Origin of the sequence: Streptomyces sp. NBC_01537 (assembly GCF_045040445.1) — a bacterium.
Taxonomy (GTDB): domain Bacteria; phylum Actinomycetota; class Actinomycetes; order Streptomycetales; family Streptomycetaceae; genus Actinacidiphila.
In genome coordinates this window covers 4,203,019-4,225,318 of record NZ_CP109392.1, presented here as the reverse complement: position 1 = coordinate 4,225,318, position 22,300 = coordinate 4,203,019, and the positions used below count along the sequence as shown (strand labels likewise).

Below are 22,300 nucleotides of genomic sequence, written 5' to 3'. Positions count from 1 at the left end.
ACGGACCATGATTGACGATTGACGATACTGGCGTGCGTAAGCTGATCAGCTGATCGTGCCGGGCCCGGCACCCGGGCAGGCTGCCACCGACGCGGGGTTCACGGAAGGGCCCCGCGAGGGTTTAACGCCCGGCACGTTGAGGCGATACCCACCTCGGCCAAGGACACAAACCTGACTACCGCCGCTGTCATTCCCGCCGCCGGACGCGGAGTCCGGCTCGGCCCCGGCGCACCCAAGGCGCTGCGCACGCTGGGCGGCATCCCGATCCTGGTGCACGCGGTACGGGCCATGGTCCGCGCCCGCGCCGTCTCGCTGGTGGTCGTGGTGGCCCCGGCCGACGGAGTCGCCGAGGTCAGAGCGCTGCTCGACAGCCACGGGGTGCCCGAGGCGAAGGACATCCGGATCGTCCCCGGCGGCGACTCCCGCCAGGAGTCGGTGCGGCTCGGCCTCGCCGCGCTGCCCGACGACGTCGATGTCGTGCTCGTGCACGACGCCGCCCGCCCGCTGGTGCCCGTCGAGATGGTGGACGCGGTCGCCGCCGCCGTACGGGACGGGGCCCCGGCCGTCGTCCCCGGGCTGCCGCTCGCGGACACCGTCAAGGAGATCGACCCGGCGACCGACGCGGTCGTGGGCACCCCCGAGCGGGCCCTGCTGCGGGCCGTACAGACCCCGCAGGGCTTCGACCGGGCAACGCTCGTCAAGGCGCACGCCACCATCACCTCCGACGTCACCGACGACGCCGGCATGGTCGAGCAGCTCGGCATCCAGGTCCTGGTCGTGCCCGGCCACGAGGAGGCCTTCAAGGTCACCCGCCCGCTGGACCTCGTCCTGGCCGAGGCGGTACTCGCCAGGAGGCGGGCGAACGATGACTACTGAGATGACTCCGGAGAGGCGCGAAGTGACCGACCCGCACGGTGTTTCATTGCCGCCCTCGCACTGCTTCGCAGGCTTCGAACGGCTGCGCCGGACTCCGTCCGGCGGGCCGGGTCAGGGCGCACGAGCACGGAGGACAAAGTGACCGGCATCCCCCAGGTGGGAATTGGCACCGACATCCACGCCTTCGAGCCCGGCCGCCCGCTCTGGGTCGGCGGCCTGCTCTGGGAGGGCGAGGGCGACGGCCTCGCCGGCCACTCCGACGCGGACGTGGTGGCCCACGCCGCCTGCAACGCGCTGTTCTCCGCCGCCGGGCTCGGCGACCTCGGGGCGCACTTCGGCACCGGCCGCCCGGAATGGGCCGGGGCGTCGGGTGTGACGTTGCTCACTGAGGCGGCGCGGATCGTGCGGGAGGCGGGCTTCCGGATCGGGAATGTGGCCGTCCAGGTGATCGGCGTACGCCCGAAGATCGGCAAGCGGCGCGAAGAGGCGCAAAAGGTGCTTTCGGCGGCGGTCGGCGCGCCGGTGTCGGTTTCCGGGGCCACGACGGACGGCCTGGGATTCACGGGCCGGGAGGAAGGCCTGGCGGCCGTGGCGACCGCGTTGGTTCTCCGTAGCGACACCTCAGGTGACACGTCCGGGTGACCCGATCGTCACAGGACCATGAAGCCCGGTAACGATCGGCTTCGCCACCCACTCCGGGCCACTACCCTTGATGCGTGACTATTCGCCTGTACGACACCGACGCGCGCCAGGTCCGTGACTTCATCCCGCTTGTGCCGGGCTGCGTCTCGATCTACCTGTGCGGCGCCACCGTGCAGGCTGCCCCGCACATCGGGCACATCCGGTCGGGACTCAACTTCGACATCATGCGCCGCTGGTTCGAGTACCGCGGCTATGACGTCACCTTCATCCGCAACGTCACCGACATCGACGACAAGATCATCACGAAGTCGGCCGAGCAGGGCCGCCCCTGGTGGTCCATCGGCTACGAGAACGAGCGGGCCTTCAACTCCGGCTACGACGTGCTCGGTTGCCTGCCGCCCACCTACGAGCCGCGCGCCACCGGGCACATCACCGAGATGGTCGAGATGATGCGCGGCCTGATCGAGCGCGGCCACGCCTACGAGGCCGACGGCAACGTCTACTTCGACGTGCGCTCGTACGACGGCTACCTCAGCCTGTCCAACCAGGAGCTGGACAATCTCCTCCAGCCCTCCGGCGAGGGCGAGACCGGCAAGCGCGACCCGCGCGACTTCGCGATGTGGAAGGCCGTCAAGCCCGGCGAGCCGAGCTGGGAGACCCCGTGGGGGCGCGGCCGGCCCGGCTGGCACCTGGAGTGCTCGGCGATGGCCCACAAGTACCTGGGCTCCGCCTTCGACATCCACGGCGGCGGTCTGGACCTGATCTTCCCGCACCACGAGAACGAGATCGCGCAGGCCAAGGCCTTCGGTGACGACTTCGCCTCGTACTGGGTGCACAACGCCTGGGTCACGATGAGCGGCGAGAAGATGAGCAAGTCGCTCGGCAACTCGGTGCTGGTCAGCGAGATGACCAAGCGCTGGCGGCCGATCGTGCTGCGCTACTACCTCGGCACCCCGCACTACCGCTCGATGATCGAGTACAGCGAGGACGCCCTGCGCGAGGCGGAATCCGCCTTCGCGCGCATCGAGGGTTTCGTGCAGCGGGTCGTGGAGAAGGCCGGTCCGGTCGAGCCGGCCGCCGAGGTGCCGCTGTCCTTCGCCGAGGCGATGGACGACGACCTGGGCGTCCCGCAGGCGCTGGCGATCGTCCACACGGCCGTCCGGCAGGGCAACTCCGCGCTGGGCGCCGACGACAAGGAGACGGCGGTCGCCCGCCTCTCCGAGGTGCGGGCGATGCTCGGCGTGCTGGGCCTGGACCCGCTCGACGAGCAGTGGGCGGCCGAGGACGGCGAGCGCAGCGCGGATCTGCACGGGGTGGTGGATTCCCTCGTAAGGCTGGTGCTGGAGCAGCGGCAGGCGGCGCGGGCCCGCAGGGACTTCGCGACGGCCGACGCGATCCGCGACCAGTTGCAGCAGTCCGGGCTGGAGATCACGGACACCCCGGAAGGCCCGAAGTGGTCGCTCGGCTAGCGCTGAGAGACCCTTCATACATACGTACTTTTTTCTGAGCAGTACCGAGCAGTAAGAGATTGGGATACCCATGGCCGGCAACAGCCAGCGGAGAAACCGCCGTACGTCCAACAAGAAGGGCGCCACGGTCGGCAGCGGCGGACAGCGCCGCCGCGGGCTGGAGGGCAAGGGCCCGACGCCGCCCGCCGAGGCCCGCAAGGGGCACAAAAAGAACCGTGTCGCCAACGCGGCCGCCAAGCGGGTGTCCACGCAGTCCCGGCGGCCCTCCGGGCGCGGCGCCAAGTCGACGTCCGAGATGGTCGTCGGCCGCAACCCGGTGGTCGAGGCGCTGCGCGCCGACATCCCGGCCACGGCCGTCTACGTCCAGCAGTTCATCGACACCGACGACCGCGTCCGCGAGGCCATCAAGCTCGCCACCGAGCGCGGCGTCCCGCTCATGGAGGCCCCGCGCCCCGAGCTGGACCGCATCACCAACGGGCTCAACCACCAGGGCCTGGTCCTGCAGATCCCGCCCTACGAGTACGCCCACCCCGAGGACCTGGTCCGGCTCGCCCACGACAACGGCGAGGACCCCCTGATCGTCGCCCTCGACGGCATCACCGACCCCCGCAACCTCGGCGCCGTCGTCCGTTCCATGGCGGCTTTCGACGGCCACGGCGTCGTCGTCCCCGAGCGCCGCGCCGCCGGTATGACCGCCGGTGCCTGGAAGACCTCCGCCGGCACCGCCGCCCGCGTCCAGGTCGCCCGTGCCACCAACCTCACCCGCGCTCTGGAGGCCTACCAGAAGGCCGGCCTCACGGTCGTCGGCCTCGCGGCCGACGGCGAGGTCGAGCTGCACGAGCTGGAGGCCCTGGCCGGCCCCGTCGTCATCGTCGCCGGCTCCGAGGGCAAGGGCCTGTCGCGACTGGTCGGCGAGACGTGCGACGTGCGCGTGCGCATCCCGATGCCGGGCGGCGCGGAGTCGCTCAACGCGGGCGTGGCGGCGGGGATCGTGCTGTACGAGGCCGCACGTCGGCGGGCCTGAGCCACCCGCTTCTCGCAAAACGGGGCATATGCTGACGTAAACTGCCTTGACGGGCCTCCGACATGTCGTGACCCGTCAGGCAGTGTCCTAATCGGGTGTCACTCGGTTAGATGAGCGTGGACACCAGAACAGCCCGCACTCCTTCGGCGGACGAGCCCGTGCTCAGCATGGTCAAAGTCCCCTCCGACCCGGCGCAGGTCGTCGTCAGCCACGCGAGCTTCCGCGTGCAGCTCGGCGCGTCGTCCTCCCGCGCGCTGAACCGCAACCAGCGCGTCCCGATCGTGCCCAGTGCCGTACGCCCCTCCGCGGCGGCGCGGCGCGCGCCGGTCGTGTGGGCGGGCCGGTCCGACACACGCGACGGCGCGGCCACGCAGATGCTGCACGCCGCCGTACGCGGCGCGGATGGCGCGGGCGGGACGACGCAGGTCCTGCCGCGCATCGACGCGCAGGCGCAGCCGACGGTCGCGGGCCCGCGCAAGCCGCCTTCCGGGCTGGTGCCCGGGGAGATGCTCGGCGGAATGCGTCCTGCGCAGGGCGCTTTCGATGACGACGGGTACGACGGTCCCGGCGGGTACGACACTCCCGGTGGGTACGACGACGAGGGCTTCGAGCCCGAGCCCCCGCGCCGCGAGCGCGTCAGCGACCCCGTACGGCACGCCTTCTACCCGGGCCGCCGGATGAACCTCGGCGTGGTGCTCCTCCCGCTGCGCATCTTCCTCGGCTTCATCTCGATCTACGCGGGCATGGGCAAGCTCTGCGACCCCGTCTACTTCGACGGCGGCAAGCGCGGCTCCATGGTCACCTGGCTCGCCTCCCTCCACCCCTGGGCCGCTGCCGAGCCCCTGCGCGAGCTCGCCCTGAACCACCCGGTCGGCGCGGGCCTGACCATCGCCTTCCTCCAGGTCATCGCCGGTGTCCTGACGGTGTTCGGGCTCTGGCAGCGGTTCGCCGCCTCCATCGGCGCCCTGCTGTCCATCGCCCTGCTGGTGACCGTGAGCTGGCGGACCGTCCCCGCCTACGACGCGCCCGACATCATCTACCTCGCCGCCTGGAGCCCCCTCGTCATCGCCGGCGCCCCCGTCTACTCGGCCGACGGCCGCCTCGCCGGCGAGGCCTGGCGCCGCCTCGGCCCCCGGGCCCGGCTCTGGGACCTGCGGCGGCGCGTGCTGCGGCGCGGCACGGTGATGGCGACCGTACTGGTCGGCCTGACCCTCGTGGCCGGCTCCACGCTGGGCGCGGCAGTACGGTCCACGTCGACGCACTCCGAAGTGCCCGGCCCGAGCGGCGTACCCACCAACAACCTCGACGGCTCACCGCTCCCCGAGGTCTCCGGCGAGTCCCGCGGCAAGGCCTCCGGCTCGCCCTCCGCCTCCCGGTCGGCCGGCGCCTCGCCCTCCGCCTCCGCGTCGCCCTCGGCGTCCCGCTCCTCGTCCGCCCCGGCCGCCGCCACCCAGCAGTCCGGCACCGCAGGCGGCCAGGGCACCAGCCCTTCCCACTCCGTCCCCTCCGCCCAGCCCCGCCCCACCCAGAGCAGCAGCGCCCCCTCCTCCGCCCCAACCGGCGGCTCCGGCACGGGCGGCGGCTCCTCCGACTCCGGCGGCGCGCTCGGAGGCCTCCTGGGCAGCGGCTCCACGTCCGGGTGGCTGCTGGGTGCGCCGGGAGCGCACCACGCCTCCGGCCCGGCGGGGATGGCGTAGCGGCACAGCTGGCCTCACATCGGAAAGCACCCCCGGCTACGCGCAGCCGGGGGTGCTTTCCGTTGCCGTCCGCTTACGCGGCTCAGAGGGGCCGCTGAGCGGCCAGCTCCTTCGCCGCCTCGGTCAGGTCCTTCGCCGTGTCGATGGCCCGCCAGTACGCCCCCTGGGGCAGCGGGAAGCCGGCCAGCCGCCGTTCCCTGGCCAGCTGGGGGAACGTCGAACGCTCGTGGTCGCCCCGCTCGGGGAGCAGCTCGGTGAATTCGGGGTCGAAGACATAGACACCGGCGTTGATCAGGAACGGGGAGGGCGGGGCCTCGATGAAGTCGAGGATCTGGCCGAGCTCATTGGTCTCGACGGCGCCCCAGGGGATCCGGGGCCGGGCCAGGGCGAGAGTGGCCGTGGCGGCCCGCTCGAAGTGAAACGCGGCCATCTCGCGCAGCGAGAACCGCGTCCAGATGTCGCCGTTCGTGGCGTACCAGGGCTCGTCCGGCCGGGGGAGCGACTTCGCGGCGTACTTGAGGCCACCGCCGCGCCCGAGGGGCTCGGACTCGACGACCGTGGTGACGCGGAGCGGGAGCTCGGTCGCGTCGAGCCAGTCCTGGAGGACCTCAGCAAGGTGGCCGCACGAGACAACGGCGTCGGTGACGCCCTCGGCGGCCAGCCATGCGAGTTGGTGGCCGATGATCGGTGTCCCGGTCCCCGGGATCTCGATCATCGGCTTGGGACGGGTGTCGGTGTAGGGCCGCAGTCGCGAACCCTGCCCTCCTGCGAGGAGGACGGCCTGGGTGACGGAGGAGAGCGCGCCTGTCATGAAGCGCACCCTACGTGAGCCCGTGCTCCCGGGTCAGCCGACCGAGGCGATACCGGTGGCGAACGACGTGTCGCACACCGGGCGGGACCATCCCTGGGCGCGCTGCTGGCCGTACCGGGCGACCGCGGCGCGGCCGAGGGACCGGGCGAGGCCGGTGCAGTACTTGGCGAGGGACGGCCGCTCGGCCATCTCGCGCTGGAGGCTGGTGAGCGCGACGCCGGGGTTCTTCTCCTGGAGTTCGGTCAGCAGCCGACGGCGCAGCACCTCCTGCGGGGCGGAGCGCTGGGCGTCCGTCACCTTGGTCTGGGCGGCGGTGAGGGTCTGGGCCTCCGAGGCCGAGGTCGCCCACGGAACGCGGGTGACGGCGAGGGTCCCGGAGAGCACGAGGACGACCGGGAGTACGAGGGCGAGTGTCTTGCCGATGCGGCTGGCTACCTGGTTCACGGCCATGATGGTAGCGAGGAGTAATGATATGGCGACATTTAGCCACTCTGACGAGTGATAAATGCCCCTTGATCGCTTAAGGGCCGGTTGACGAACATGCTCGAAAGGCCGATGTGTGCGGGTATTTGTCGATACCCCATGAACGCGTACGGCCCGGCCCTCCACAAGGGAGAACCGGGCCGTACGGACAACTGAATCCGCTGGATCAGTCGGTGAGGCGCTCGCCCGTCGTGGTCGAGAACACGTGGGTCTCGCCGCCGCGCGGCACCACGTGCAACACCGAGCCCTTCTCCGGGATCTCGCGGCCGCCGACGCGGATGACGACATCCTTCTTCTCGCCGCCCGCGACCTCGGCCGTGCCGTAGACGAAGCCGTCCGCGCCGAGCTCCTCGACGACGTTCACGGTGACCGCCATGCCCGCCGGCTCGTCCTTGGCCAGGGACGCCGCCTCGCCGTTGACGATGTCGAAGTGCTCCGGACGGACACCGACCGTGACCGTCGTGTCACCCTTGTCCGACGCCGCCTTGATCGCGTCGCGGTCCACGCTCACGATCGAGTTGCCGAACTTCGCGCCGCCGTCCACGATCGGCACCTCGACCAGGTTCATCGCCGGGGAGCCGATGAAGCCCGCGACGAAGAGGTTGGCCGGCTTGTCGTACATGTGGCGCGGGGTGTCGACCTGCTGCAGCAGACCGTCCTTGAGCACCGCCACCCGGTCGCCCATCGTCATGGCCTCGACCTGGTCGTGCGTGACGTACACCGTCGTGACGCCGAGGCGGCGCTGCAGCGAGGCGATCTGCGTACGCGTCTGCACACGCAGCTTCGCGTCGAGGTTCGACAGCGGCTCGTCCATCAGGAACACCTGCGGCTCACGCACGATCGCGCGGCCCATCGCCACACGCTGCCGCTGGCCACCCGAGAGCGCCTTCGGCTTGCGGGCCAGGTAGTCCGTGAGGTCCAGGATCTTCGCGGCTTCCTCGACCCGCTTGCGGATCTCCGCCTTGTTCACGCCCGCGATCTTGAGCGCGAAGCCCATGTTGTCCGCGACCGTCATGTGCGGGTACAGCGCGTAGTTCTGGAACACCATCGCGATGTCCCGGTCCTTCGGCGGCAGGTGCGTCACATCGCGGTCGCCGATGCGAATGGCGCCCCCGTTGACGTCCTCCAGACCCGCGAGCATGCGCAGGGAGGTCGACTTGCCGCAGCCGGACGGGCCGACGAGGACGAGGAACTCGCCGTCACCGACTTCGATGTCCAGGCCGTCCACGGCGGGCTTCTCGGTGCCCGGGTAGATCCGGGTCGCCTTGTCGAACGTGACAGTAGCCATAGCTTTGCTGTCCCTTCACCGGCAGGAACGTGCCGGACGATCCGAGTAAAGGAATGAGGTCTAGTCCACGACTAATGTGAACTCCACGTGACGCTACCTGGCCAGGAGGCTTCTTGTCAGTAGCGGAGGGGCGACGAATTTTCGGCCTGTGTTGGTCTACGTGCTGGGTACACTGCTTCCTGGCGGCCGCCCATGTACGTGGGCGGCCGGCCATGCCGCCTTAGCTCAGTTGGCCAGAGCGTCGCTCTTGTAAAGCGAGGGTCGTCGGTTCGAATCCGACAGGCGGCTCTTCCCGTGAGCAGCCGAATGCCCCGGACCATGATCGGTCCGGGGCTTCTGACGTCGCGCGTGATCGGAGAGCGGCGGATGCCGGTTGGACTCATAGCGCTGGCGATCGGCGGGTTCGGCATCGGGCTGACCGAGTTCCTGATCGCCGGGCTGCTGCCGCAGGTGGCGTCGAGTTTCGCGGTGTCCGAGGCGGCGGCGGGCCGGCTGATCTCCGGGTACGCGTTGAGTGTCGCGGTCGGTGCGATCGTGCTGACCGCGGCGACGGCGCGGCTGCCGCGCAAGGAGGTCCTGGTCGGTCTGGTGGGGTTGTTCGTCATCGGCAACCTGTTGTCCGCGGTCGCGCCGGGCTACGGGGTGATGTTGCTCGGGCGGATCGTCGCGGCGTTGTGCCACGGTTCGTTCTTCGGTATCGGCTCGCTGGTGGCTCGCAGCCTGGTCGCGCCGGAGAAGAAGTCCCGCGCGGTGGCGGTGATGTTCGGCGGGCTGACGCTGGCGAATGTGCTGGGCGTGCCGTTCGGGGCGCTGGTCGGTGAACGCTGGGGCTGGCGGGCGGCCTTCTGGGCGGTCACCGGAATCGGCGTGCTCGCGCTGGCGGGAATTGTCGCCCTGGTCCCCGGCTCGACGGCGACGGGCCGTTCGGACGCGGTACAACCCGGGGGGTTGCGGGCCCAGTTCAGGGCGTTCCGGTCCTGGCAGGTCTGGCTGACTCTGACGGCCACCGCGCTCGGCTATGGCGGGATGTTCGGTGCGTTCAGCTATATCGCCTACACGTTCACCGAGGTCGGCGGCTTTCCCGACACGGATGTGGCCTGGTTGCTGATGGTGTACGGCGTCGGCCTGGTCGTCGGGAACCTGGTCGGCGGGCGGGCCGCCGACCGAGACCGTGACCGTACCCTGGTTTTCGCTCTGCTCGGACTCGCCATCACGCTGGCCGTGTTCGGTCTGCTGGCCGGCAGCGCCACGGCGTCGGTGATACTGGTGTTCCTGATGGGGGTGTTCGGATTCGCCGGCGTCCCGGGCATGATCACTCGCGTCACGGACTACGCCCACGGGGCGGCCCTGGCGGCCAGCGCCAACGTGTCCGCGTCCAACATCGGCAACGCCCTCGGCGCTTGGCTCGGGGGCCTGGCCATCACGGCGGGCCTCGGCTATACCGCGCCGCTCTACGTCGGCGCCGGTATCGTCCTGACCTCCGTCGTCGTCATGGTCATCGCCGCACGGCAGGCCGGCGGCTGAACCTCCGAGGACGCCTCCCGCCGTCATCCGGCGGGAGGCGGGCTCGTCAGGCTGTGTACGGGGGCTGGGGCTGGGGCTGTGCCGGGTACTGCTGGGGGGTGGTCGGCCAGGGTGCTGGGGGCTGGGGTGCGGGGTGCGCGGCCAGGGGGGCGGCGGCAGGGCGCCGGGTGCCCAGGAGGGTCACTACGGTCGCGGCGAGGGCGAGCAGGCAGGCGAGGGCTATCAGGTAGAAGCCAGGGCCGAGGGTGGTGGAGCGGCCGTCCGTGTCCCACATGGTGTCGTTGACCCCGGAGGTCGCCACCGTGAACGTCGTGCCGAACAGCAGTACCGAGCCCGCCACGCCGAGTACCCGGGTCAGGGGGAGGCGGCGGCTGACGCCGGCGAGGAGGAGTACGGCTGTGGCGATGGCGAAGAGGCCGCCGATGAGGAGCGGGACCCCGTAGAGCTGGGTGACCGACTGCGACGGCTCTCCTAGGTTCGTCGTGGAGTAGGACCATGCCTTGGCGACGGTGGTGTAGACCACTGAGTCGCCGCCCGAGACGGTCGCCACCGACTTGTCGAGCACGGCGAACGAGCCGCCGATGGCGAGGAGGGCGGCGAGGATCAGAACTCCGCCGGAGACCCGCTCAAGGACCGCTGCCGGGTCTTTCGGTGGGGCGGGCGGTCTGCCGTAGCCGACGGCCGGCGCCGTTGCGTATGGGCTGACTCCCTGTTGAGGAGGAGGCGTTGGCCAGCCGGGCGTGGGCGCGGGCGGCTGGGCCGGAGGGGCGGGCTGGCCGCCGTACGGGCCGGATTGCGTCGGATCCGTCATCCTTTGAGGATAATCCGACAAGTTCTCAATCAGCAGGTGTGGCACGGCACTTGTCCTCAATCGCCGGACGGGCCTAGGCCGGCCCGTCCGGCGATCGAGGACACCGCACTACGCCGCGACCGTCGTGTAGTGCGAGGCGTCACCGGTGATCGAGTGGCTCTGCTTGCCGTCGATGCCGGCCGGCACGTCACCGGCCACGGTCACGCGGTTCAGGCGGCGGGGGCGGTCGTCGTAGTTGTCGATGGCGTAGTGCTGGGTGATGCGGTTGTCGAAGAGGACGAGCTGGTTGGGGGACCAGCGCCAGCGCAGGATGTTCTCGGGGCGGGTGACGTAGCTCTGGAGGAGGTCGAGGATCTTGCGGGACTCGGCGGTGGAGAGGCCGACGATGCGCTGGGCGAAGCCGCCGATGAAGAGGCCGCGCTCGCCGGTGAGGGGGTGGACGCGGACTACGGGGTGGGCGGTCTGGTAGGTGATGGAGGTGAACTGGGCGCGCTGTTCCGCCTGGGCCTCGTCGAGGCTCTCCTCGGGGACGGCGTAGTCGTAGTCGTTGGTGTGGACGGCCCAGAGGGTGTCGGCGAGGTTGCGGAGCGGCTCGGGGAGGTCGCGGTAGGCGGCGGCGGAGTTGGCGATGAGGGTCTCGCCGCCGTAGGGCGGGACGACGATGCTGCGCAGGGTGCTGGCCTGCGGGGGGTTGAGGACAAAGGTGACGTCGGTGTGCCAGTGGTTGGCGCGGCCGCGCTCGCTGTCGACGGGGAGGACGTTGGGGGCGCCGTCGACGGCGGGGACGGTGGGGTGCGCGGTGGTGAGGGGGCCGAAGTGGCGGGCGAAGTCCTGCTGGCCCTCGTCGTCCAGGTCGACGTTGTCGAAGACCAGGGCCTTGTGTTCGTTGAGGGCGGCGCGCAGGGCGGTGACGGTCTCGTCGTCGAGCGGCTTGCTGATGTCCACGCCGGAGACCTGGGCGCCGATGTTGGCGGTGACCTTGCGGGGTGTCGATGGCCATGACGGGTCCTTTCAGTGTGCGGCTAGGGCGAGTTCGGGTGCGTTGACGTACTGGTTCTCGGGGCGCGGCAGGCCGTAGCGGTCGCGGAGGGTCTGGCCGGGGACGTACTCCGTACGGAAGAGGCCGCGGGAGCGCAGGATCGGGACGACCTGGTCGACGAAGAGGGCCAGGCCGGAGGGCAGGACGGCGGGCATGATGTTGAAGCCGTCGGCGGCGCCGTGGGTGAACCAGTCCTGGATGGCTTCGGCGACCTGCTCGGGGGTGCCGGCGAAGGTGAGGTGGCCGCGGCCGCCGCCGAGGCGTCCGATGAGCTGGCGGACGGTGAGGTCGTCGCGGCGGGCGAGTTCGACGATGAGGGTGTAGCGGCTCTTGGCGCCCTGGATCTCGGCCTCGGGAGGCAGGTCGTCGGGGAGCCGGGAGTCCAGGTCGAGAAGGCCGGGGTCGATGCTCATCAGCTTGGCGAGCTGGCGAAGGCCGTGTTCGGGGACGATGTGCTCTTCCAGTTCGGCCTCGCGGCGGCGGGCCTCGGCCTCGGTGTCGCCGAGGACGGGGACGATGCCGGGGAGGATCTTGATGTGGTCGGGGTCGCGGCCCGCCGCGCTCGTACGGGATTTGAGGTCGGCGTAGAAGGACTGGGCGTCGGCGAGGGTCTGCTGGGCGGTGAAGACGGCCTCGGCGTAGCGGGCGGCGAAGTGCTTGCCGTCCTCGGAGGAGCCCGCCTGGACCAGCAGCGGGTAGCCCTGGGGGGAGCGGGGGACGTTGAGGGCGCCCTCGACCTGGAAGTAGCGGCCGCGGTGCCGGGGCGGGTGGACCTTGGCGGCGTCGCCCCAGACGCCGGAGGTCTTGTCGGCGACGACGAGGTCGTCCTCCCAGCTGTCCCAGAGCTTGAGGGACACGTCGAGGAACTCGGCGGCGCGCTCGTAGCGGGTGGCGTGGGCGGGCTCGCTGTCGAGGCCGAAGTTGCGGGCGGCCTCGGCGCCGGCGGTGGTGACGATGTTCCAGCCGGCCCGGCCGCCGCTGATGTGGTCCAGGGAGGCGAAGCGGCGGGCCAGGTTGTAGGGGCTGTTGTAGGAGGTGGAGGCGGTGGCGATCAGGCCGATGTGGTCGGTCGCGGCGGCCAGCGCGGTGAGCAGGGTGATCGGTTCGAGTACGCCGGAGGGGCGCTGGCCGACGTTGTTGAAGAGGACGGGGCCGTCGGCGAGGAAGAGGGAGTCGAAGGTGCCGCGCTCGGCGATGCGGGCCAGGTCGCGGTAGTGGGCGAGGTCGGCTCCGGCGTGGGGGTCGCTCTCAGGGAGGCGCCAGGAGGCCTCGTGGTGGCCGGTGCTCATGAGGAAGGCGTTGAGGTGGAGTTGGCGGGGTTGGCGGGTCACGATGCTGCTGCTCCCTGGGGGTTCGCGGGGTAGGGGGTGTCTGGCGGATTTCCGTGGGGAAGGAGCGGGGTCTGGTGCCTGTGATCGCAAGGCGGAGGAGGGAGGCAACGCGGTGGGGGCACCTCCCAGCGTCTAGCTGGGGGACGTTGTGGACCGACGACAACGCGGCGAGCGCTGGTGCCAGGGCACGCGACGCCACGGAGATCCGCCAGACACCCCCTAGACCTCGACGACGCCGAGCGCGGCAAGCAGCCGTTCGCGGTATTCGCCGAGGCGCGGGTCGCGGTAGGAACGGGGGTGGGGGATGTCGACGGTCAGGTCGAGGCCGATGCGGCCGTTGTCGAGGACGAGGACGCGGTCGGCGAGCACGATCGCCTCGTCGACGTCGTGGGTGACCAGGAGTACGGATGGCCGGTGGCGCTCCCAGAGCTCGCGGGTGAGGGCGTGCATCTTGATCCGGGTGAGCGCGTCGAGCGCGCCGAACGGCTCGTCGGCGAGGAGGAGTTCGGGCTTCCAGACCAGGGAGCGGGCCAGGGCGGCGCGCTGGGCCTCGCCGCCGGAGAGCTGGGTGGGCCAGGCCTTTTCGCGGCCGGCGAGGCCGACCTCGGCGAGGGCGGCGCGGCCGCGTTCGAGGGCGTCGGGGCCGGGGGCGCCGAGGATCACGTTGTCCAGGACGCGGAGCCAGGGGAGGAGGCGGGAGTCCTGGAAGACGACCGAGACCCGCTCGGGGGCTTCCAGCGAGCCGCTGCCGGTGACCTCGTGGTCGAGGCCGGCGATGGCGCGCAGCAGGGTGCTCTTGCCGGAGCCGCTGTGGCCGAGGAGGGCGGTGAACTGCCCGTCGGGGATGTGGAGGTCGATGTCGTGCAGGACGGTACGGGGGCCGAAGGAGCGGGTCAGTTGCTCAACGTGCGTCGCCATGACAGGACCCTTCGCTCGATGAGGCGGACGGCGGTGTCGGAGACCAGGCCGAAGACTCCGTAGATGGCCAGGCCGAGGATGATCACGTCGGTCTGGCCGTAGTTCTGGGCCTGGAACATCAGGTAGCCGAGGCCGCTGGTCGCGTTGATCTGCTCCAGGACGACCAGGGAGAGCCAGGAGCCGGTGACGCCGAGGCGCAGGCCGACGAAGAAGCCGGGCAGGGCGCCGGGGATGACGATCCGCCGGATGAACTGCGGGCGGCTGAGCCTCAGCACCTCGGCGAGTTCGACGAAGCGGTTGTCGATGCCGGAGAGGGCGGAGTGCAGGTTGAGGTAGATCGGGATGTACACGACGATGGCGATGATCGCGACCTTGAAGGTCTCGCCGATGCCGAGCCAGAGGATGAACAGCGGGATCAGCCCGAGGGTGGGCACCGCGCGGTTGAGCTGGACGGTGCCGTCGATGAGGGCCTCGCCGGTGCGGCTGAGCCCGGACAGCAGGGCCAGCACCACTCCGCCGGTGAGGCCGAGGGCGAAGCCGAGCGCGGCGCGTTGCAGCGAGGTGAGGACGTCGGTGCGCAGGGTGCCGTCGGTCCACAGGTGGACGCCGGTGCGCAGGACGGTCCACGGGGCCGGGATGAATCCGGGGTCGAGGCTGCCGGTGGCGGAGGCGATCGCCCAGAGGGCCACCACGAGGGCGGGGCCGATGAGGCGGGAGGCGGGCAGGCGCTTGCCGGGGGCGAGCCTGCGGCCGGGGCGGCGGGCGGGGCGGCGGGCTTCGGCCGCCCGGGTGATGGGCGCGGCGCTCGCGGCGATGAGGTCGGTCATGGCTGCCCTCAGCTCCGGTATCCGGCGGGGACGGCCTTGGCGGCGATGCCCTCGAAGCGCCGGTCGAAGAGGGATGCGACCTTGAAGGACTTGACGAAGCCGCCCTCGGCGAGCAGGTCGGCGGTCTCCTGCTCCCAGGTGATCGCCTCGTCCCAACTGGGCGGGAACAGCGGCTTGTTGGCGAGCGCGGTGATCCCCTTTGCCTGGGCGAGGGTGAGGTTCTGGGTCTTGACGTAGAACTCCTCGTTCCACGCGTCGGGGTTCTCGTACGCCCACACCTGGCCCTTGGCCCAGGCCGGGATGTACGCCGCCACCGCGGCGGCCTTCGCGGAGTCGGCCAGCACGGAGGCCGGGGCCCACAGCAGGTTGAGCAGGTCCACGACGTCGGTGGTGATGGCGTGGGCGCCCTTGGCCTCGTACTGCTTGAGGTAGGCCGGTGCCTGCGAGTTGGCCAGCGGTGCGATGTCCACCTGGCCGGACTGGAGGGCGGTGAAGAACTGGTTGCTGGTCAGCGGCACGAGCTTCACGTCGGAGTACGCGATGCCGGCCTGCTTGAGGGCGCGCAGCAGGACCACGCCCTGGGCCTGGCCCTGCGAGAAGGCCAGCTTCTTGCCCTTGAAGCCCTGGACGTCCTTGATGTCGCTGCCCGGCTTGGTGGCGAAGAGGTAGTTGGGCTTGCGGGTGATGTTGATCGCGACGATCTTCGCGTCGTAGCCCTGGTAGTGGGCCTGGATCGGTGGGATGCCCGCGTTGTTGGCGACGTCCAGGGACTTGGCGCGGAAGGCGTTGATGACATCGGGCCCGGCGCCGATGTTCACCCAGTTGGAGACGGTGAAGGGGAACTTTTCCAGCCCGCCGAGCTTGAACTGGAGCTGCTGGATGCCCAGGTACGAGGCGATGCTGAGCTTGGTGCCGGCGGGGACGGCGGTGGGCAGCGCGGCGGACGAGGACAGAGCGGGTCCGGCGGCGGTGGCGGTGGAGCACGCGCCGAGGCCGAGGGCCGCCGCCGTACCGAGCAGGGAGCGGGTGAACATTCGCCGGTCGAGGGCGGGTCCGAGGGCAGCGGAATGGGGACCGGGCATGAGGGAATACTCCGTTTCCGGGATGCGGGGAATGACATTCGGGCATGCCGAGAAAGCGCCTGTCGCGCGAAAGGGAAAATTAATGCGGCGGCGCGTGAAGAAGGCGTGGGAAAGTGGCTGATCGCCAAGGTGGAAGGCAGGGCCGACTGCGGCCGGAGACCGGGGGCCGGGCGGCGTCAGCTACAGCGTGTCAGCTACAGAGGGTGCGTCCGACCCGCATCAGGTCGATGACACGGCACCTGGTCAGCGCGACGCGCCGGGCACGGATCTTCCGTGTCCGGGCGGCCAGGGAGAAAGGCTGCGCGCTCATGGGAAAGATGTTCCCGTCAGTCCGCATTGCCTGTCAACATTCCAACTTTCTGAATTAATGGGAATCTCCGGTCATGGATTCCAGCACGCCGAGCGGGTCCCGGTACAGCACGTCGAGGGCCACCGAGCCGCCGGCCACGGCGAGTATCTCGTCCGCCGGGAAGCTGGTCGGGACCACCGTCCGCTCGACGTCGACAACCGCCGACGTACGGGCCGCGACCTCCTCCCGCAGCGCGGCCAGGCAGTCCTGCCGGTGGATGACGCCGAGCTCGGTGATGACGACCGTGTCCGGGTTCAGCACGTCCAGCAGCAGGGCCGCCGCCCGGCCGACCAGCCGGGCGCGCTCCAGCAGGAGCCGGACCGCGCGTCGGTCGCCCTCTTCGGCGGCCGCGAGGACCAGCAGCGGATCCGACGGGGCCGGGATGATGCCCGCTTCGTACGCCCGCCTGCACAGGGTCTGCTCGGACACCTCGGCCTGCAGGCACCCGGTCCGGCCGCAGGGGCAGGCCACCGTGCCGCGCTCCACCGGCAGATGGGCGATCGCGCCCGCCTGCGACCGGGGCCCGTGGTGCACGCCGTCGCCGGTGGCGAAGGCGGCGTCCACGACGTTTCCGATGAACAGGTGCAGCGAGCTCCGGTCGCCGCGGGTGATCCCGAAGAGCCGTTCGCCGTTGGCCAGAGCCCGTGAATGGGCGTCCACATGGACCGGGAGGCCGGTGAGCCCGCCCAGCCGGTCCGAGGCGGCCACATCGCGCCAGCCGAGCATCGGGTGCTCGACGACGGTGCCCTGAGCGCGGTCGACCCAGCCGCCGGTGGCCAGGCCGACGCCGAGCAGAGCGGTACCGGGATCCCGCGCGGCCAGCAGGGCGCCGAGGCCTTCGGCGGCGTTGGCGAGTATCCGGCCGGGCTCGGTGCCGTCGGTGCCGGCGTGGTGCGTCAGGCGCCGCTGCGCGACGACCTGGCCGCGCAGGCCCAGCAGGGCGACGGTGGTGTACGGCACGGCCACGTGCACGCCCCCGGCCAGAAAGCGGGAGTCGTCGAGGTCGACCGGGATGTGGGGGCGGCCCACCCCGTTCGTGCGCAGGGCCTCCGGCGCCTCCCGCAGGAGGCCCAGCCGGGCGAGCTGTGCGCAGTGCCCGGTGACGGACGCCGGGGACAGGCCGGTGCGCCGGGCGATGCTGCTGCGGGCGACCGGTCCGTCCTCCAGGACGGTGCGCATCACCGCGCTGGCGCTGGTCCGGCGGCGCGCGCCGTCTGCGACGCGTTCGAGCTGCTTTCCACTGGGGCTGGGGTGCATGGCAGGGTCTTCCTCGTGAGCGGGGCCGGTTACGGTGCCTCACTCCGGGCGACAGGTGGCCGTGCTCTGGCGCAGCAGGTCGACGTAGCGACGCGAGAAGAGCCGGCCAGCCTGGGAAGCCATGCGCCGAAGCTAGCAAATCGGTTCGAGTACGCACAGAGGCCTGTTCGGGGCGCGTACGTTTCGCGAAGTTTACGTACCGTTTGGTAACGCTGTGTTGATCATGTGTCGCTTGACCGTAGCCGTGTGCGGCGGTTTCACTGACGCATGAGCAATGAGCTGCTGGGCCCCCTGGACCTCGCCTTCTGGCACGCGGACTCGCAGGACCACCCCCTGCACATGGGCGCGCTGGCGGTCTTCGCGCCGGTGGCCGGGCGCGGGCCGCGGGAGGTGGCGGAGCTGCTGGCGGCCCGGGCGGCCCAGGTGCCGCGGCTGCGGCGGCGGGTGCGGGATGTGTGGATGCCGGTGGGCGGGGCGGCGTGGGTGGACGATCCGCGGTTCGATGTGCGGCGGCATGTGTACCTGCACCGGGAATGGCCCGACCTGGCGGCCGAGCTGATGGAGCGTCCGCTGAACCGGGACCGGCCGCCCTGGGAGATCCACGTCATTGAGGGGGCGGACGGGGAGCCCTTCTCCGTACTGCTGAAGATCCATCACGCCCTGGCCGACGGGCTCCGGGCGGTGTCCCTGGGTGCGGTGCTCTTCGACGAGAGCCCTGGGCTGGTGCGGCTGACGGCTCCGCGGAAGGCGGCGCCGGTGACGGTCGCCGGGCCGGGTCCGGGCCTGCGGTCGCGGGTCGGGGCGGCGGTCGGCGAGGCGGGGCAGGCGCTGGGGATCGGGGCGGCGATGGCGCGGGCCTCGCTGGGGGCGTCGGTCGGGTCCCGGACGATTCCGGCGCTGGCGGCGCCGTCGAGCGGGTCGCGGCAGCTCGCGACAGCGGTGCTCGATCTCGACGCCGTCCAGCTGATCCGCAAGGCGGGCGGCGGCACCGTGAACGACGTGCTGATCGCGATGGTCGCCGGGATGCTGCGGCGCTGGATGAGCGAGCGCGGCGAGGACGTGACCACGGCCACGCCCCGCGCGCTGGTGCCGGTGTCCCGGCGGCCCGGCGACGGGCACCGGGGGGCCGGGAACCGGCTGTCGGGCTACCTGGCCGAGCTGCCGGTCGCCGAGCCGGACCCGCTGCTGCGGCTGGACGCCGTACGCGGGGTCATGGACCGCAACAAGGCCGCCGGACCCGGCCGGGGCCCGGGCGCGGCGGTGCTGCTCACCGACTACCTGCTGCCGGTGGCCAGCCGCCTCGGCGCCCCACTGGCCGGGCACGCGGTGCGGCTGCTCTTCGACATCCTGGTGACCAGCGTCCCCGTCCCCGACCTGGGCTTCACGGTCGGCGGCTGCCCGCTCACGGCCCTCTACCCGCTCGCCCCGCTGGCCCGGGGGCAGTCCCTGGCGGTGGCCATGACCACGTACCGGGGCAGGGTGCACCTGGGGCTCGTCGGGGACGGTTGCGCCGCCCCTGACCTGCAGCTTCTGGCGGATGCGGCGCACGCGGAACTGGCAGACCTGGGCGCTGCGGTTGCCTGAGCGGGACGGCAGGACGACGCTGTCCGGAGGGACGCTTCCCGCACTCACGGCCGACGCTCACCCGGCATCTGCGGCCGACGTAGGCGAGTGAGCCAAAGCGAAGCGGCCGCTGTCGAAAGGGAGACGCGCGCAGGGAGCGAGGTACGAGCGACCGAGCACGTCGACCGTCGACAGTGGCTGAGCGCAGCGGAGGCGAACTCGCCTCAAAAAATAGGAGGCAAACATGGCGCAGATGACCAAGTACAGCGAGGGTGTGCCCTGCTGGATCGACCTGGGCACGCCGGACGTGGGCCGGGCCAAGGAGTTCTACACCGCGCTCTTCGGCTGGGACATCACCGACACCGGTGAGGAGACCGGCCACTACCAGCTGGCCATGCTCAAGGGCGTGCCGGTCGCCGGGATCATGCAGCAGCAGGAAGGCTGGACCGGGCCGAGCGCCTGGACGACGTATCTGTGGACCGAGGACGCCGACGGCACGGTGAAGCGGATCCAGGACGCCGGCGGTTCTCTGCTGTTCGAGCCGATGGACGTCACCGACCAGGGGCGCATGGCCATCGCCACCGACCCGGCCGGCGCGGTCTTCGGGCTCTGGCAGGGCCGCGCCCACCAGGGCGCAGGGCTGGCGAACGAGCCGGGCGCCTTCACCTGGAACGACAACCTCTCGACGGACCCGCGGGCCGCCCGCGAGTTCTACGCGAGCGTCTTCGGCTACGACTACGAGGTCGTGCCCGCCCCCTGGGACGAGTCCGCCGAGTACGCCATGATCAAGGTCGACGACCGCCCGGTCGGCGGCATCGCCGGACAGCCCCCGAAGATCCCGGCCGGTACCCCCTCCTTCTGGAACACCTACTTCTCCGTCGCCGACGCCGACGCGGCCGTCCGCGCAGTTGAGCAGGGCGGCGGCCAGGTCGTGGTGCCGGTGCGGCCCGCCCCTTACGGGCGGCAGGCGGTGGTCCGGGACAACGGCGGGGCGGGGCTGGTGCTGGTCGACGCGAGTGGCGGGAGCTGACGATCACTCATAACGTCCCTTTCGGCGGCTTCACACCATATGACCTTCATATGACCTCCGTGTGACACTTCGTGCCGCCGGAAGGCAGGTACGGTCATGCCACCACGAGGGGCCAGCGCCGTTGTCGCGGCCACCACCGTCGTCCTGGGCCTCGTCCCGGTCCTCGCCACCGCCCCCGCGGCCCACGCCGCACCGCAGCGGCTGGTCGTACGGGCCGGGGAGTCCATCCAGGCGGCGGTGAACCGCGCCGCCCCCGGCGACGACATCTACGTGGAACCCGGCGTCTACCGGGGCAGCGTCCAGATCACCGTCCCCCGGCTCACCCTGCGCGGCGCCGGCCCGGGCACGGTCATCGCCCCGAGCGCGGCCGGTACGGAGAACGCCTGCGCCCGGGCCGGCCACGGGCTCTGCGTCACCGGAACGGCCGATCACAAGGCCAACAATGTCCGTCTCGGCTATCTGACGGTCGCCGGCTTCAAGAAGAACGGTGTCAACGCCACCCTCGCCGACCGCATCGAGGTCCGCAGCCTCATCGCCCGCGACAACGGCCAGCAGGGCATCAGCCTGGAACAGTCGGTGCGGGGCCGGTTCATCGGCAACGAGTCCCAGAACAACGGCGAGTCCGGCATCTTCATCGCCAACTACGTCAATGCCGAGGGCGGTGCCCTCGACACCGACGGAGCCGTCGTACGTGCCAACCGCCTCGTCGGCAACCGCATCGGCCTCGTCCTGCGCCGGCTCCGGAACCTCGTCGTCGAGAACAACCGCATCACCGACAACTGCGGCGGCGTCTTCGTCGTCGGCGACGAAGGCCGCCCCCAGGCCGGCGACCTGACGGTCCGCCGCAACCTCGTCGCCGAGAACAACCACTACTGCGTCAGCCCCTCCAACCACGGCCTGCCCAACATCCAGGGCGTCGGCATCCTCCTCACCGGAGCGGCGGACGTGCTGGTCGAGGGCAACAGCGTGCTCGGCAACGCCAGCACCGGCCCCACCCCCAAGGCCTCGCCCATGGCGGGCGGCATCGTCCTCTACGCCAGCAACGCCCCCGGCACCCACAACACCGGCAACACCATCCGCAACAACCTCGCCCTGGGCAACGCCCCCGCCGACCTCGCCGACCGCGACGTCGCCGACCGCGACCCCGGCAGCAGCGGCAGCGCCGTCAACACCTTCACCGGCAACCGCTGCCACATCTCCGAACCGACAGGCTGGTGCTGACCCATGACCGACACCGCTGAGACCGCTGACACCGCCGCGCCCCAGAGCGGCGCCATGCGCCTGCGCGAACTCGTCTTCGGCGCCGCCTGCGCCGCAGCCGTACGCGCCGCCGCCCGCCTCGGCGTCGCCGACGCCCTGGGCGACGCCCCCATGACGCCGGAGGACCTGGCCGCCGCCGTCAAAACCGAACCCCGCCCGCTGGCCCGGCTGCTCCGCGCCCTCTCCTCGTACGGCGTCTTCGAGGAACTGCCCGACGGCCGCTTCGCCCACACCGACATGTCGCGCATGCTCCGCGTCGACGCCCCCAACAGCCTCCACTACATCGCCCTGTGGTGCACCGAACCCTGGACCTGGCAGGCCTGGCCCCGCCTCGACGACGCCGTCCGCTCCGGCCGCAACATCTTCCCCGAGCTCTACGGCAAGGAGTTCTTCGACTACCTCCAGGACGACGCCCGCGACAGCGCCCACGTCTTCGACCGGGCGATGACGCACTCCAGCCGCCAGTCCGCCCAGGACATCGCCGAACTGCTGGACCTGACCGGCGTCGGACACGTCGCCGACGTGGGCGGCGGGCAGGGGCATGTGCTCGCCGCGCTCCTCGAAAAGCACAGCGGCGTGCACGGCACGCTCCTCGACCTGCCGAAGGTCGTCGCCGGAGCCGATCCGCGACTGCGGGCCGGCGGCGAGCTGGCCGATCGCGTGCGGCTGGTCGGCGGGGACTGCCGCGAGGCGATTCCGGTCGCCGCCGACATGTACATCATCAAGAACATCCTGGAGTGGGACGACGACAGCACGCGGCGCACACTGCGGAACATCGTCGGCGCCGCCGCACCGGGCGCCAGGGTCGTCGTCATCGAGAACCTCGTCGACGACACGCCCTCGATGCGGTTCACCACCTCCATGGACCTGATGCTGCTGCTCAATGTCGGCGGCCAGAAGCACACCCGGCGCAGCCTCACCGGGCTGATGGCGGAAGCCGGGCTCGTGGTCGGTGACGTCACCCCCGTCAACCCCTACCTTCACGCGCTGCACGGCGTGGTCGGGTCCTGAGAGGCGGG

The 22,300-nt window shown here is 71.1% G+C and carries 19 protein-coding genes, 1 tRNA gene and 1 pseudogene; 11 read left to right on the top strand and 10 right to left on the bottom strand.

Going from position 1 to position 22,300, the window contains the following annotated elements; genetic code table 11:
- Positions 1-144: 144 nt before the first annotated feature.
- The 5 genes from ispD (at position 145) to OG607_RS19415 (ending at position 5,708) form a co-directional block, all read left to right on the top strand.
- A complete protein-coding gene (gene ispD, locus OG607_RS19435) occupies positions 145-876 on the top strand; it encodes a 2-C-methyl-D-erythritol 4-phosphate cytidylyltransferase (RefSeq protein ID WP_405736907.1) in 732 nt (243 codons plus the stop codon).
- Between the two features lie 138 nt (positions 877-1,014).
- Positions 1,015-1,518: a 2-C-methyl-D-erythritol 2,4-cyclodiphosphate synthase gene (ispF, locus tag OG607_RS19430; protein ID WP_405724640.1), complete on the top strand. Its 504-nt coding sequence runs from the start codon at positions 1,015-1,017 to the stop codon at positions 1,516-1,518.
- Positions 1,519-1,592: 74 nt separating this feature from the next.
- A complete protein-coding gene (cysS, locus tag OG607_RS19425) occupies positions 1,593-2,987 on the top strand; it encodes a cysteine--tRNA ligase (RefSeq protein ID WP_405724638.1) in 1,395 nt (464 codons plus the stop codon).
- Between the two features lie 70 nt (positions 2,988-3,057).
- Positions 3,058-4,011, top strand: coding sequence for a 23S rRNA (guanosine(2251)-2'-O)-methyltransferase RlmB (rlmB, locus tag OG607_RS19420; RefSeq protein WP_329314200.1), 954 nt, complete (start codon positions 3,058-3,060; stop codon positions 4,009-4,011).
- A gap of 110 nt (positions 4,012-4,121) precedes the next feature.
- Entirely contained in the window at positions 4,122-5,708 is a 1,587-nt protein-coding gene (locus OG607_RS19415; protein WP_405724635.1) for a DoxX family protein, read from the top strand.
- An 82-nt stretch (positions 5,709-5,790) separates the two neighbouring features.
- Here OG607_RS19415 and OG607_RS19410 read toward each other — a convergent pair whose 3' ends face one another.
- The 3 genes from OG607_RS19410 to OG607_RS19400 all read right to left on the bottom strand — a co-directional run bounded on the left by OG607_RS19410 (position 5,791) and on the right by OG607_RS19400 (position 8,290).
- Complete coding sequence (locus OG607_RS19410) at positions 5,791-6,519, bottom strand: NDP-sugar synthase (protein ID WP_405724633.1); 729 nt, start codon at positions 6,517-6,519, stop codon at positions 5,791-5,793.
- Between the two features lie 33 nt (positions 6,520-6,552).
- Complete coding sequence (locus tag OG607_RS19405) at positions 6,553-6,963, bottom strand: hypothetical protein (RefSeq protein ID WP_329314194.1); 411 nt, start codon at positions 6,961-6,963, stop codon at positions 6,553-6,555.
- A gap of 205 nt (positions 6,964-7,168) precedes the next feature.
- A complete protein-coding gene (locus OG607_RS19400; RefSeq protein WP_405724631.1) occupies positions 7,169-8,290 on the bottom strand; it encodes an ABC transporter ATP-binding protein in 1,122 nt (373 codons plus the stop codon).
- A 214-nt stretch (positions 8,291-8,504) separates the two neighbouring features.
- On the opposite strand from OG607_RS19400, the gene OG607_RS19395 reads away from it, so the two are divergent.
- Positions 8,505-8,578 (top strand) — tRNA-Thr (locus tag OG607_RS19395).
- Between the two features lie 78 nt (positions 8,579-8,656).
- Positions 8,657-9,814 carry an MFS transporter gene (locus OG607_RS19390; RefSeq protein ID WP_405736904.1) on the top strand — a complete coding sequence of 386 codons (1,158 nt, stop codon included), beginning with the start codon at positions 8,657-8,659 and terminating at the stop codon, positions 9,812-9,814.
- A 46-nt stretch (positions 9,815-9,860) separates the two neighbouring features.
- Here OG607_RS19390 and OG607_RS19385 read toward each other — a convergent pair whose 3' ends face one another.
- The 7 genes and pseudogenes from OG607_RS19385 to OG607_RS19355 all read right to left on the bottom strand — a co-directional run bounded on the left by OG607_RS19385 (position 9,861) and on the right by OG607_RS19355 (position 17,428).
- Positions 9,861-10,625: a hypothetical protein gene (locus tag OG607_RS19385; RefSeq protein ID WP_405724629.1), complete on the bottom strand. Its 765-nt coding sequence runs from the start codon at positions 10,623-10,625 to the stop codon at positions 9,861-9,863.
- Positions 10,626-10,733: 108 nt separating this feature from the next.
- Positions 10,734-11,609: pseudogene (locus tag OG607_RS19380) on the bottom strand (TauD/TfdA dioxygenase family protein); the annotation flags it as partial.
- Between the two features lie 27 nt (positions 11,610-11,636).
- Positions 11,637-12,995 carry an LLM class flavin-dependent oxidoreductase gene (locus OG607_RS19375; RefSeq protein WP_405724627.1) on the bottom strand — a complete coding sequence of 453 codons (1,359 nt, stop codon included), beginning with the start codon at positions 12,993-12,995 and terminating at the stop codon, positions 11,637-11,639.
- Positions 12,996-13,214: 219 nt separating this feature from the next.
- Positions 13,215-13,913, bottom strand: a complete 699-nt coding sequence (locus OG607_RS19370; protein WP_405724625.1) for an ABC transporter ATP-binding protein — start codon at positions 13,911-13,913, stop codon at positions 13,215-13,217.
- Positions 13,889-14,740, bottom strand: coding sequence for an ABC transporter permease (locus tag OG607_RS19365; RefSeq protein WP_405724623.1), 852 nt, complete (start codon positions 14,738-14,740; stop codon positions 13,889-13,891). The genes OG607_RS19370 and OG607_RS19365 overlap by 25 nt, the downstream gene beginning before the upstream one ends.
- A gap of 8 nt (positions 14,741-14,748) precedes the next feature.
- Complete coding sequence (locus tag OG607_RS19360) at positions 14,749-15,822, bottom strand: ABC transporter substrate-binding protein (RefSeq protein ID WP_405724621.1); 1,074 nt, start codon at positions 15,820-15,822, stop codon at positions 14,749-14,751.
- Between the two features lie 364 nt (positions 15,823-16,186).
- The gene (locus tag OG607_RS19355; protein ID WP_405724619.1) at positions 16,187-17,428 is read right to left on the bottom strand and encodes an ROK family protein; all 1,242 of its coding nucleotides are present in this window, start codon (positions 17,426-17,428) and stop codon (positions 16,187-16,189) included.
- A 267-nt stretch (positions 17,429-17,695) separates the two neighbouring features.
- Here OG607_RS19355 and OG607_RS19350 point away from each other — a divergent pair, with 267 nt between their 5' ends.
- From OG607_RS19350 to OG607_RS19335, 4 genes are all read left to right on the top strand, one after another.
- Positions 17,696-19,012, top strand: a complete 1,317-nt coding sequence (locus OG607_RS19350; RefSeq protein ID WP_405724617.1) for a wax ester/triacylglycerol synthase family O-acyltransferase — start codon at positions 17,696-17,698, stop codon at positions 19,010-19,012.
- A 223-nt stretch (positions 19,013-19,235) separates the two neighbouring features.
- Positions 19,236-20,021 (top strand): VOC family protein, encoded by a 786-nt coding sequence (locus OG607_RS19345; RefSeq protein ID WP_405724615.1) that lies wholly within the window; start codon positions 19,236-19,238, stop codon positions 20,019-20,021.
- A gap of 96 nt (positions 20,022-20,117) precedes the next feature.
- Positions 20,118-21,242 (top strand): nitrous oxide reductase family maturation protein NosD, encoded by a 1,125-nt coding sequence (locus OG607_RS19340; RefSeq protein WP_405724613.1) that lies wholly within the window; start codon positions 20,118-20,120, stop codon positions 21,240-21,242.
- A gap of 3 nt (positions 21,243-21,245) precedes the next feature.
- Positions 21,246-22,292 carry a methyltransferase gene (locus tag OG607_RS19335; protein ID WP_405724611.1) on the top strand — a complete coding sequence of 349 codons (1,047 nt, stop codon included), beginning with the start codon at positions 21,246-21,248 and terminating at the stop codon, positions 22,290-22,292.
- The last annotated feature ends 8 nt before the right edge of the window (positions 22,293-22,300 follow it).

Coding starts and splice junctions, on each gene's coding strand:
- OG607_RS19360 (WP_405724621.1), bottom strand. CDS start 15,822: ATGCCCGGTCCCCATTCCGCTGCCCTCGGACCCGCCCTCGACCGGCGA.
- OG607_RS19365 (WP_405724623.1), bottom strand. CDS start 14,740: ATGACCGACCTCATCGCCGCGAGCGCCGCGCCCATCACCCGGGCGGCC.
- OG607_RS19345 (WP_405724615.1), top strand. CDS start 19,236: ATGGCGCAGATGACCAAGTACAGCGAGGGTGTGCCCTGCTGGATCGAC.
- OG607_RS19385 (WP_405724629.1), bottom strand. CDS start 10,625: ATGACGGATCCGACGCAATCCGGCCCGTACGGCGGCCAGCCCGCCCCT.
- OG607_RS19340 (WP_405724613.1), top strand. CDS start 20,118: ATGCCACCACGAGGGGCCAGCGCCGTTGTCGCGGCCACCACCGTCGTC.
- OG607_RS19400 (WP_405724631.1), bottom strand. CDS start 8,290: ATGGCTACTGTCACGTTCGACAAGGCGACCCGGATCTACCCGGGCACC.
- OG607_RS19410 (WP_405724633.1), bottom strand. CDS start 6,519: ATGACAGGCGCGCTCTCCTCCGTCACCCAGGCCGTCCTCCTCGCAGGA.
- OG607_RS19335 (WP_405724611.1), top strand. CDS start 21,246: ATGACCGACACCGCTGAGACCGCTGACACCGCCGCGCCCCAGAGCGGC.
- rlmB (WP_329314200.1), top strand. CDS start 3,058: ATGGCCGGCAACAGCCAGCGGAGAAACCGCCGTACGTCCAACAAGAAG.
- OG607_RS19355 (WP_405724619.1), bottom strand. CDS start 17,428: ATGCACCCCAGCCCCAGTGGAAAGCAGCTCGAACGCGTCGCAGACGGC.
- OG607_RS19390 (WP_405736904.1), top strand. CDS start 8,657: ATGCCGGTTGGACTCATAGCGCTGGCGATCGGCGGGTTCGGCATCGGG.
- OG607_RS19370 (WP_405724625.1), bottom strand. CDS start 13,913: ATGGCGACGCACGTTGAGCAACTGACCCGCTCCTTCGGCCCCCGTACC.
- OG607_RS19350 (WP_405724617.1), top strand. CDS start 17,696: ATGAGCAATGAGCTGCTGGGCCCCCTGGACCTCGCCTTCTGGCACGCG.
- OG607_RS19415 (WP_405724635.1), top strand. CDS start 4,122: ATGAGCGTGGACACCAGAACAGCCCGCACTCCTTCGGCGGACGAGCCC.